At 67.1% G+C, this 11050-nt stretch carries 9 protein-coding genes, 1 tRNA gene and 1 pseudogene; 7 read left to right on the forward strand and 4 right to left on the reverse strand.

Features of this window, described 5'->3' with window-relative positions; genetic code table 11:
- Positions 1–27: 27 nt before the first annotated feature.
- Positions 28–387, forward strand: a pseudogene (locus U9977_RS03415) (serine/threonine-protein kinase); the annotation flags it as partial.
- Between the two features lie 104 nt (positions 388–491).
- On the opposite strand, the gene U9977_RS03420 reads toward U9977_RS03415, so the two are convergent.
- Positions 492–1499: a hypothetical protein gene (locus tag U9977_RS03420; RefSeq protein WP_322747715.1), complete on the reverse strand. Its 1008-nt coding sequence runs from the start codon at positions 1497–1499 to the stop codon at positions 492–494.
- 632 nt (positions 1500–2131) lie between these two features.
- Here U9977_RS03420 and U9977_RS03425 point away from each other — a divergent pair.
- The 5 genes from U9977_RS03425 to U9977_RS03445 all read left to right on the forward strand — a co-directional run bounded on the left by U9977_RS03425 (position 2132) and on the right by U9977_RS03445 (position 7305).
- Complete coding sequence (locus tag U9977_RS03425; RefSeq protein ID WP_322747682.1) at positions 2132–2920, forward strand: HD domain-containing protein; 789 nt, start codon at positions 2132–2134, stop codon at positions 2918–2920.
- Positions 2917–3543 (forward strand): potassium channel family protein, encoded by a 627-nt coding sequence (locus U9977_RS03430; protein WP_322747683.1) that lies wholly within the window; start codon positions 2917–2919, stop codon positions 3541–3543. Before U9977_RS03425 ends, U9977_RS03430 begins: the two co-directional genes overlap by 4 nt.
- A 241-nt stretch (positions 3544–3784) precedes the next feature.
- Positions 3785–4741, forward strand: a complete 957-nt coding sequence (locus tag U9977_RS03435) for a TQO small subunit DoxD (protein WP_322747684.1) — start codon at positions 3785–3787, stop codon at positions 4739–4741.
- 810 nt (positions 4742–5551) lie between these two features.
- A complete protein-coding gene (locus tag U9977_RS03440; RefSeq protein WP_322747685.1) occupies positions 5552–6550 on the forward strand; it encodes a methyltransferase domain-containing protein in 999 nt (332 codons plus the stop codon).
- Positions 6551–6564: 14 nt separating this feature from the next.
- On the forward strand, positions 6565–7305 hold the full coding sequence (locus U9977_RS03445) for a site-specific integrase (protein WP_322747686.1): 741 nt from the start codon (positions 6565–6567) through the stop codon (positions 7303–7305).
- 77 nt (positions 7306–7382) lie between these two features.
- Here the strand turns inward: U9977_RS03445 and U9977_RS03450 are convergent.
- Together U9977_RS03450 and U9977_RS03455 are read right to left on the reverse strand one after the other, a co-directional pair.
- Positions 7383–7456, reverse strand: a tRNA-Pro gene (locus U9977_RS03450).
- 86 nt (positions 7457–7542) lie between these two features.
- The gene (locus U9977_RS03455) at positions 7543–8484 is read right to left on the reverse strand and encodes a metallophosphoesterase (RefSeq protein WP_322747687.1); all 942 of its coding nucleotides are present in this window, start codon (positions 8482–8484) and stop codon (positions 7543–7545) included.
- A gap of 128 nt (positions 8485–8612) precedes the next feature.
- Between U9977_RS03455 and U9977_RS03460 the strand changes: the two genes are divergently transcribed.
- On the forward strand, positions 8613–9068 hold the full coding sequence (locus tag U9977_RS03460; RefSeq protein ID WP_322747688.1) for a GatB/YqeY domain-containing protein: 456 nt from the start codon (positions 8613–8615) through the stop codon (positions 9066–9068).
- 54 nt (positions 9069–9122) lie between these two features.
- Here U9977_RS03460 and U9977_RS03465 read toward each other — a convergent pair.
- On the reverse strand, positions 9123–11050 hold a 1928-nt coding region (locus U9977_RS03465; protein ID WP_322747689.1), incomplete at its 5' end, for a transglycosylase domain-containing protein.

Here is an 11050-nt window from a genome sequence, read left to right on the forward strand (position 1 = left end):
TCCACACTGGTCAACCTCGCCACCGGCCTGGCCGACGCTCTCGTCGCCGTCCACGGGGCCGGGCTTGTGCATCGTGATCTGAAACCGTCGAACATCCTGCTGGCCTGGGATGGCCCGAAGGTCATCGACTTCGGAATCGCCCATGCCGTCGACACAACCGAGCACACCCAGACCGGTCACGTCATCGGGACCGTCGCCTGGATGGCACCGGAGCAGCTGCGCGGCGAACGGGCCGGGCCCGCCGCCGACATCTTTTCCTGGGGTATGTGCATCGTGTTCGCCGCGACCGGGCGCCACCCCTTCGCGGCGGACACACCCACCGCCTCCGCGCTTCGCATGCTGCGGGAAGAACCCGACCTCAGCGGCATTCCCGATGGCCTGGCACCGTTGACACGACGTGCACTCAACAGAGATCCGGGCCGGCGACCCACCGCCGTCGAACTGGTCACCGGTGTGGTCCGCAATTATGTGGACAGCGTCGATCTCGCGGATCAGGTCACCCGGCATGTCCTGATCACGCCGCCGCCACCACCGTCGACGCCACCACCGTCGACGCCTACACCGCTACCGGTGGCGATTCCCGTACCGACGGTTCCGGCGGTAGCTGCCCTACCTGGGACACCGGCCGTGCCTGCGATGTCAGCCGTGCCTGCGACGTCAACCGTGCCACTGACACCGGAGGTGCCGCCGGCCGATCGCGCGGGGAACCCCGCCGCGGCCGACCGGGTAGCCCGCCGAGTGGGCCGCCGAGTGGGCCGAGGGGCCGCCACGCACAGTCCACCTGGCGCCGGGACCGCCGCGGCCGGCCGCGTCACCACTCCCGCGCGCCGTTGGCAGCTGGCGCTGGTCACCGTTGCCGCGGGGATCGCGCTGGGTATCAGCGCCGGACTGGTGGTCGCCGTGGCACTGCGAGTCGCTCCCGGTACCAGCACGGGCGCCAGTGGCGCCATCCCGGCGCCCGCGGGCAAGCCCGTCCCGAGCGGCGGCATGATCCCTCCAACCGTTGCGGGGTTGTGGACGTCCAGCCGGCCGATGGACTCCGCCAGACCACCGGTGAACGCGCCGTCGGTAGCCGGCGAGGGCATGTCATCGATGCAACCGGCGGGCGTCCCGTCACCGCCGGCCGCCGAGCCGGTGGCACCTGCGCCCAACGCGGCGAACGTGCCCAACGCTGCGAACATCGACAGGACGTCGCCGCGGCAGCCGGCCACGTCGATCCAGCCGGAGCCCACGCAGGCGCCCGCACCAGCCCCGGCCACCACGAGCCCGGCGCAGTCACCGCCCAGGCCATCGCCGACCCCACCCGAGGCGACCCAGACGAGCGCACCGCCGCCGGTGGCCACCACCCCGGCACAGCCGCCACCCACCACCGCATCCAGCGCACCAACAACCTCAGCACCCAGATCTCCGTCCGCCACGACGTCAAAGCCTGCGGCGACAACGATGCAACCGGTATCCACGCAGTCGGTGCCACCGTCAGCGACTGGCTCGAACGTCACGCGATCCGCCGAGCCACGGCCACGGCGAATCGCGCCCTTAGCGCCGTCCCCACGGCGGACCGGAACCCACCACGGCGTCAAAATCGCAAAAGATACGATCGGGACCCGGGATGTAAGGAACGGCGTCACGCGCTGCCCACCTCGCGGTCAGCCGCCTTCCGGTCGTGACACCGAGTGGCTGCTGCGCATCCTGGAGATCGAGATGCCGCGCGGCGCCGGCTGGAGGAGCGACGTCCACAGGCCGGCCGTTCAGATGTCGGCCGTTCAGATGTCGGCCGTTCAGATGTCGGCCGTTCAGATGCGGTCCGTTCTCATGTGCGCCGCAACCGCCCGATTCTCCGAGTTTCTCCAAGCCACCGGGACCGCGGCGGGAGCGGGCACGACCGGTTGTCACTCGCAAATCGTAAAATATCGGAATGAACGAGTCATAACATCTGCAGGTAGCTGTACCGACTTCTCGATATGATCTTCTCTGCCGGGACCGACGCGGCCAGAATGAGCCGGCCTGTTGGGTGATGGGACGAGCCTGGACGGGCATACCGCTCCCAGGCCCGGCAGCTTGCCGTTGCCCAGAATCCAGCACCCAGGCTGCGGCCTGGGCGCCGCCGTGATCCCCGGACACGGAGGACCCTGTGACCGACTCCAGCACCGATCTCACCGGCAACGGCCACCGGCACGGCAGCTCCATCTCGTCGCCACCGCACCGGTCCGACGCGACGATCGCCACCGCCCGTTCGATCGCCTACCTGCTCCTGGCACCGCTGCCGGCCCGCTGGGCACACTCTGCGACGGTGGCGGCCCAGGCAGACGAGATCGCGTCCACTGTCGCGTCGTCCGACCGGGGCCTGCTCGTCTCCGCGGCCTGGCTGCACGACATCGGCTACTCCCCACTGCTGATCGATTCGGGCTTTCATCCACTTGACGGCGCGCTCCACCTCATCCGGGCCGGCGCACCGATGCGGCTTGCCGCGCTGGTCGCGCATCACTCCGAAGCACGGCTGCTCGCGCAACCACGCGGGCTGCTCGACGCTCTCGATGAGTTTCCACGGGAGGACGGATCTGTCACGGACGCGCTCGCCTACGCGGACATGACCGCGGGACCAACCGGTGAGATCATGTCCGTGGCACGACGCTTCGCCGACATCCGCGAACGGCACGCCGATGAACCTCCGGACCTGTTCGCCGCGCGGCGCCGGCGAGAACCACAGCTCCTCGCCGCGACGGCACGCGCCGCGCGGCGCCTGCGAGGCTGCGGACCGCAAACGTACGTCCCCGAGTCGGCCCGGGACCTGACGTACGCCGGTTCGGCTGCGATCCATGGCACCACGATCCGTGGCACCACCGGCGATAGCACCACCGGCGATAGCACCACCGGCGATAGCACCACCGGCGATAGCACCACCGGCCGTGCACACCCGTGATCCCACCGGAGCCACGGGGCACAGGCACGAACGCACGGCACGAGGCTCGGCGGCCGGCGCGACGCCGTCGGATCATCCTGCACTCCACCCTGCGTGCGTTACTGACCACGACAGTGCTGGTCGTGCTCTACTACCTGCTGCCGCTGGACCGCCCGCCCGGCACCAGCGCCGGCGCAGCCGTCCGGGTGGCCGTCGGTCTGGTCGTGTTCACCACTGTGATCAGCATTCAGGTCTGGCAGATCGCCCACGCCCCCTACCCAAGACTGCGTGCCGTGGAGTCCATCGCCGCGTCCCTGCCACTGTTTCTACTGCTCTTCGCAACCACGTACTTCCTGCTCGCCCGGGAACAGGCAGCCGCCTTCACGGAGCCGTTGACCCGTACGGACGCACTGTATTTCACGATCACCGTGTTCAGCACGGTCGGATTCGGCGACATCGCGCCCCGGACCGAGGCGGCCCGGATCATAGCAATGATTCAGATGCTGGGCGACCTCGTCGCCATCGGCGTGATCGCACGAATCTTCGTCAGTGCGATCACAGCCGGGCTCCAGCGCCGATCCACAACGACGATGGAACCCGACAGTGAATCGGTCGACACCGACCCATCCACGATTGACAGGTGACGACCACCACGAGGATGCGCTGACATCACGTCGGAGTCCTTCGCAGTCGTTCAACGGTGTTCAACGATGTTCGAAGGCGTTCGAAGGCGTTCGAAGGCGTTCGAAGGCGTTCGAAGGCGATTCGCCCGGACGGGTGGTTCGGGTCCCCCGGATCCTCGGGGCACGCGACGCGAGCCATGATCGCATACCCTGCGGCCCTGCGGATGGGCACCACGGGTAGCCTGCACCGACCGTGAAGAGCATGGACAACGCCACGAACGCGGGCGGCAACCGGCGGAGCCGACTCACCGAGCCGGGCTGGCTGCTGCTGCCGTTGCGGGTGTTTCTCGGCGTCACGTTCACCTTCGCCGGACTGCAGAAACTCGCCGACCCCGCCTACCTCGACCCGGCATCGCCGACGTCGGTCCATCGACAGATCGGGTCCTTCGTCCATTCCAGCCCGATCGGAGCACTTCTCGGCCTGGCCCAACCGTATCTGGACACCGTCGGAATCCTGATCGCAATAGGCGAGGTCGCCGTTGGCATCGGGACCCTCATCGGCCTGTGGGCCCGGCTCGCCGCCGTCGCGGGCACCGTCTTCTCCCTGATATTCCTGCTCACAGTCAGCTGGCATACGCGGCCGTACTACTACGGCTCGGACATCGTCTTCGGCGTCATGTGGTTGCCGTTCACCGCGGTGGGCAGCGCCGGGGTGCTGTCGGTGGACGCCTGGCTCATCCAGGTGCGCGGTCACGACGCTCGGCGCCGCGCGCTGCTGCGTCAGGGTGCGGTGACCGGCCTCGCAGCGCTGGGCGCTCTGGGCACCGCTGGCCTGACCGCCTGGCTAGGCCGGGTGATCGGTGGGCGTACAGTTTCCCATCCAACGGTAGCGGCGGCACCCGACGACAACGTCGGCGGCACAGTTGTCGCGCGGACGGACGAGATCGATCAGGGATCGGCGAAGAGCTTCACCAACCCCCGTTCCGGGGAGCCGGCCTGGCTCGTCCACCTACCGGCAGGTGGATTCGCCGCGTTTTCGGCCGTGTGCACCCATGCCGGATGTGCCGTGAGCTTCCAAACCTCTGACCAGCAGTTCGCCTGCCCCTGCCACGGCGCGTTCTACTCGGCCTCGAGCGGGGCGGTCCTCGGTGGCCCGGCGCCGTTCCCGCTGACCCGCCTGCCGCTGCGCCTCGACGGCGACAACGTCGTCGTCGACTGATCTCGAAAGTCATCCGCGTGGGATGTCAGCCCGGTCGGTTGGTCGGAGGATGTGAATCTCATGCTGCTGGAACAGCATCAGATTCACATCGTCAGGAGTGCCGCCACGAGGAGCGCTCGCCACGATGATCATCGATCAAGAAAGGGGGCTCAGGCCCTGCTGACTTTTCGCCGACTTCCGAGCCTGAGCCGGACCCCGAAAACGAGGAAGACCCTCCACCGGAGGGTCCATAACCTGCGAGAACAGCTGGTCGGGGTGGCGGGATTCGAACCCACGACCTCTTCGTCCCGAAGCAATGATGTTGTGGTCCTACCGTGGTCCTTCATGCGTTGAACCCTGCGACGGTGTGCGCCAACGTCCGCGCTCGTCCGCTGTCATCCGACGGCACCGTCATCCAGTTGGTCACCCTGTCGCGGCCGGCTCGGCCGGCGCCGCAATCACAGGCAGCCGGCCGGCCCGTTCGGAGGACGTGGAACGAAGCATGGCGCTTCGGACCTCGGCTCGAAGCCGGATGATCGTAGGGAACGACCACCCCGACACACTAAGTGCTTGACATGTCACGCCACCTGAATGGGATTATCCTGGCGGGCTCTGCCGGCAGGGAGGCGACAACATGGCGAAGCACTCTGGGCCCCCACCGACTTGTCCACGGTGTGGAGGCAGGGGCACGGTGGTGGTGACCGGCGACGGCAAGGACGGCAGCGGGAGCGCGGAAACCGTGACATGCCCGGTGTGCAATGGGTCTGGAAAGGCATGAAACGCGAGGATTTCATACCAGATATGATCTGGATCAGGCGTGACGACGGATGGATGGTCCCCCTGCGTCGCACCGACGACCCCGATTCATGGCTGAAGATTGTCAATGGCGACGGCCCGGTCATCACCCAAACCGACGACGGGGATCTGTGCGACGGCAAGGGCATCGTCCCCAGCAGTTCCAGCAGTGCACCATCAGTGATGAACGAGATGCTCGACCTGCTCGACGTGCGGGACGGCATGACCATTCTGGAGATCGGGTCTGGCACCGGCTACAACGCGGCCCTACTCGCCGAGAAGACCAGGACCGGGCACGTTACGACAATCGAGGTCGATCCGACGATCGCCGAACACGCCCGGCAGGCGCTGGGCCGGACAGGGTATCCCGTGACGGTTGTCACCGGTGACGGTGCGCTCGGGTACGCGGAACGGGCACCTTTCGACCGGGTGATAGCCACCGCCAGCGCGGTCAAGGTCCCCTATCCGTGGGTTGAACAAACCCGACCCGGTGGCCGAATCGTGCTTCCACTGATCGGTAGTTTCAGCCGCGGGGCGTTCCTGCGCCTGACGGTCAACGGCAACGGCACCGCTCAAGGCCGTTTTCACGGGGGTGCAGCTTTCATGCGCCTCCGTAATCAGTATGACGACCCGGCATTGTGGCGAATATGGGACGAGGACGGGGCCGACATCACCACAACGAGACAATTTCCCCGTGAACCGTTCATTACGTTCGACGCCGGATTCGCGCTCGGTATCAGACTTCCTGGTTGGGTGACCGGGGAACGCAGAGAAGGAGACGGAAGCACGATCCTTCTACTGTCGCATCATGCCTCTGGATCCTGGGCCACCGTCACATCGGGGGTCGATGAGCACGCAGTGTGCCATGAAGGGCCAAGACGCTTGTGGGAGGATCTTGAAGCCGCCTACAGCTGGTGGATTCAGCGCGGATGCCCGGATAGCATGCGCTTCGGCATGACTGTGACAGCTGAAGGTCAGGCGTTCTGGTTGGACGAGCCGGACCAGGTTATAGCCCGAATGAACAATGTGACATAGCAGATATGTAGGTCTTGTCCGCACGGACGCTCAAGGACACCCGCGCGGTGCTGCGGTCGGCCCTGGCACACGCTGGCCGTGAGGAGCTGGTGTCGAGGAACGTCGCGGGCCTGGTCAAGATCCCGAAATTCCGGTCACGGCGACGGAAGGCATGGACCACGGATGAGGCACGGATCTTCCTGGAGCCGGCCCGCGGTGATCGGTACTACGCAGCGTACGTCCTGATCGTCATGCTCGGCCTCCGCAAGGGTGAGGTGCTGGGCCTGCCGAACGTCGACGGCGATGACATGGAGGAACTCGCCATCGAATGGCAGCTTCAGCGGGTCCGCGGGCAGCTCCTGCACCGTGAGACGAAGACGGAAGGATCGGATGCGACGCTGCCCCTGCCGCTGATCTGCCATACGGCCATTGGGGAGAGGCAGAAGCAGCGGGCGGCCGACCGGGAAGCCGCGGAGAACGCCTGGCAAGAGTCGGGCCTGTTCATCACCGGTCGCTACGGCACGCCGGTAGAACCGCGGACGTTCGATCGGGCGTTCGCGCTGCGGGTGAGCAAGGCGGGCGTGCCGCGGATCACGGTGCACGACGCGCGGAGTACCTGCGCGTCTCTGCTGGTGGATCTCGATGTGCACCCGCGGGTGATCATGCGTGTCCTGAGGCACGCGAACATTGACGTCACCATGGAGATCTACGCGCAGGCGTCGTCCGCGAAAACGCGGGAGGCGTTGAACCGACTGAGTGAAAGCCTTGATCGATAAAGGCTACTGCTGTACTTCGCTGCTGTACATGCGTCAGGGGCGCGATCCCAAAGTTCGGATCATGCCCCTGACCTGGGTCGGGGTGGCGGGATTCGAACCCACGACCTCTTCGTCCCGAACGAAGCGCGCTACCAAGCTGCGCCACACCCCGCGACCATCACGAAGTCTACCTGATCCACCGACGGGCACGGGCACGGGCAGCGGCCCCGGGCAGCGGCCCCGGGCAGCGGGCAGCGCTCAGGCCGCGGCGGTGAGGCTGATCAAAGTAGCCTCAGGTCGGCAGGCGAAGCGAATCGGCGCGAACGGCGAGGTCCCCAGGCCAGCGGACACGTGCAGCCACGACGTCCGCCCGCCCGCCTCGTACCGGGAGAGTCCGCGCACACGGGCCCGGTCGATGCCGCAGTTGGTCACCAGCGCCCCGGCGAACGGCACCCGGATCTGGCCGCCGTGGGTGTGGCCCGAGAGGGTCAGCGCCACCCCGTCGGCGGTGTAGGCGTCCAGAACCCGCGGCTCCGGAGTGTGTGACAGCCCCAGCCGCAGATCGACATCGGCGTCGTCCCGGGCACCGAGCACTGAAGGCACATCGTCCCTGCACAACCTGGCGTCGTCGACGCCACGCACGTCGATCCGCCGTCCGGCGACGCGCATCACAGTCCGGTAGTTGGTGAGGTCGATCCATCCGCTGTCGGCCGCCAGGGTCTTGGCGAACGCCGCCCAGTTCAGCGGAGGCCCCTTCGGCATGGTGTCGTCCTTCGACGAAAAGTAGTGATGCGGGCTCTTCAGCGTCGGCACGAAATAATCGTTGTTCCCCGGTACGAACACACCGGGAAAGCCGAACATCGAGGACAGTGCCGCCAGGGTCGGCTCCGCTGAATCCGGATGCGACAGCACGTCACCGGTCAGGGCCACGAGATCGGGCATCAGCCGGGCCAGGTCCGAGATCCACGCAAGTTTTCCGCGCTGCTTGGGGGTGATATGCAGGTCGGAAATGTGCAAAATGCGCAACGGGCCGGCCCCGTCAGCAAGCGCCGGCACCACCAGACGGCGCAGCGTGTAGGCAGTCCGCTCATAGCCTGCGGCGTAGGCAAGGCTCACCGCACCTGCTACGCCAAGCCCGGTGGCCGCACGCCCGGCGGCCCTTCGCAGCGTCCCCGAGGAGAACCGTCGCACACTCGTCATTGGACCAGTGTGGCCCAGGTTCCGCCCATTGCAGGCGTTCTCCGCGCCGCGCCACGCGGGCAGACGGCCACGGGCAGCCTGACGATCGTGAACACCAGGGCGCCCGGGAGGCGTTAGGGTCAGGTCGCGTGAGCGAACTCAAGGATCGCCTGCGGGCGGATCTCACCACGTCGATGAAGGCCCGGGACGCGCTGCGTACCTCCACCCTACGGATGGCCATGGCCGCGGTGAAGGACGAGGAGGTAGCCGGTCGCAGCGCACGGGAGCTGTCCGACGCCGACGTTGCGAAGGTGCTCACCCGCGAGGTCCGCAAGCGGCGCGAAGCCGCGGACGCGTTCGCCGCAGCCGGGCGTGCGGCCCAGGCCGAACAGGAGCGGAACGAGGGCGAGATCCTCGCCGGCTACCTTCCCCAGCAGTTGAGCGACGACGAGCTCACTCTGATCATCGAGAGAGTGCTCGCCGCGCAGGACCTCTCCGGCCAGCAGGCGATGGGTGCCGCGATGAAGGCTGTGCAGTCCGAGGTGGCCGGGCGAGCGGACGGATCCCGGGTGTCCGCCCTGGTCCGTGCCCGGCTGACCTCCTGACACGATCGGGCCACACGTCGGTCCCCGCTGAACACGTCCGTCCCGCTGAACACCTCAGTTCCCGCTGAACACGTCGAAGAGGCTCTTGCCTCGCCTGCGCGTCGGGCTCGGAGTCACCGTCGCGGGCTGTTGAGTGGGCACCGTCGCCGCGCCCGGCGACAGGGTTGAGGTTGCGCCGCCGTCCGATCGGGGCTGGGAGTCAGGACCCTGCGAGACCATCAGCACCACGTTCGAGCCAGCCTCGACATCCTGGCCGCCCGACGGATTCATCGCCAGCACCGTACCCGCCGCCGCCGGGTTGTCGACCTGCTGGACCGTCACCCGGAAACCCTGCGCGGTCAACAGCACCCGCGCCAGAAGAACGTTCTGACCGACGACATCGGGCAGCATCTCCTTGGGTGGATTGGGTTCGCTGTCGTCGGGAGCGGGCATGGCCGCGACCGGCAGGTTGAGCCCGTCGATCGTGCCGCGCATGGTTCTCGCCCACGCCGCGGCGGGCAGGTCACCGCCGTAGACCTGGTTGAGGCCCTGCACGTTGCGCAGCGGGTAGGTCGTGGGCGACCGTGGGTCCGCGAGGGTCACCGCGACGGAGAGCTGCGGGATGTAGCCGGCGAACGACGCGGTACTGAAGCCCTGCGCCGTCCCGGTCTTGCCGGCCGCAGGTCTGCCGATCTGCGCGTTTTTCGCTCCGGTCCCGTGCAGGATGACCCCCTCCAGTACCGAGGTGACCTTGTCCGCAACGTCCGGCGCGAGCACCTGGCGGCACGCCTGGGGCGTCGTGTAGGTGACCGGCCGGTCCGTACCTCCGACCCGCTGAGTAATCGATTCAAATGGTTGTGGATCGCAGCGGACGCCACGAGCTGCGAGCGTGGCGTAGGCGGTCGCCAGGTCCATCGTGGAGATCTCGTTCGAACCGAGAACCGCCGAACCGTCGCGCGATCCGATACCGCCGGCCGGGCAGCTCTGCCTGACAGTCGGCACCTGATCCTGCACCCGGCACGACGTCACACCGAGCCTGCGCGCCATCTCGGCGGTGTTCTGGATGCCGACATTCTCCGCGAGCTGGATGTAGTAGGTGTTCACCGAATGCCAGGTTGCCGTCGTCATCGAGTACAGACCGGCCTCGGTGGGGTCGGCGTTGCCGAAGCAGTCCGCGGGGCTCGCCCGCGTGCTCCCCTCTGCCCGAGGATTGTTGAAGACATTCGAGTGATAGCAGGCCGGCGAGTAATACGTCGTGCCCAGCGGCATCCCCTTCTCAATGGCCGCCGCCAGGGTGAAGACCTTGAAGGTCGACCCCGGTGAGAACGAGGTCTCCTCGAGCGGAATGATCTGCTTTGTGTGGGTGAAGTCGGTGGTCCGATCCGGCGCCAGCCCGTCCGAGGACGGTCCGTAGACCCGGTTGACGGCCAGCGCCAGCACCTTTCCGGTACCAGGCTGAATCATCGCCACACCCGCGGCGACCCGGTTACCCGGCGGCAGAACCCCGGTCACGGCGTTCTGCGCAGCGGCCTGGGCAACCGGATTGAGCGTGGTACGGATCGTCAGACCGCCTTCGAACAGCAACCGCTCACGGTCCGCCCGGGTCGCGCCGAACCGGTCGTCCGCGAGCAGGGTGCGCCGGACATAGGCACAGAAGAACGGAACCGACGACAGCTGGCAGGGGTCTACCGCCTGGGGCGGGCGGTTCAGCTTCAAGGGCATTGCCCGGGTTTCGCTCAGTTGGCCGTCGCTGAGATGGCCGAGTTCGTGCATACGATCCAGGACGATGTCACGGCGGACGGTCGCAGCCTGCGGATGCAGCACCGGATTGTAGGCCGTGGGATTCTTCACCAGGCCGGCCAGCACTGCCGCCTGCGGGAGGGTGAGCTGACTCACGTCCACGTTGAAGTAATGTTTCGCCGCGGTCTGCACACCGTAGGCGCCGTCCCCGAAGTACGCTATGTTCAGATACCGTTCGAGAATCTGATCCTTGTTCAGGTGGT

The sequence above is a fragment of the Protofrankia sp. Cas8 genome, assembly GCF_963555845.1.
In the GTDB taxonomy this organism is placed as follows: domain Bacteria; phylum Actinomycetota; class Actinomycetes; order Frankiales; family Frankiaceae; genus Protofrankia.

What these genes read in the sequence shown, in the direction of transcription:
- U9977_RS03435 (WP_322747684.1), top strand. Translation starts at nt 3,785, where the DNA reads ATGGACAACGCCACGAACGCGGGCGGCAACCGGCGGAGCCGACTCACC.
- U9977_RS03440 (WP_322747685.1), top strand. Translation starts at nt 5,552, where the DNA reads ATGGTCCCCCTGCGTCGCACCGACGACCCCGATTCATGGCTGAAGATT.
- U9977_RS03455 (WP_322747687.1), bottom strand. Translation starts at nt 8,484, where the DNA reads ATGACGAGTGTGCGACGGTTCTCCTCGGGGACGCTGCGAAGGGCCGCC.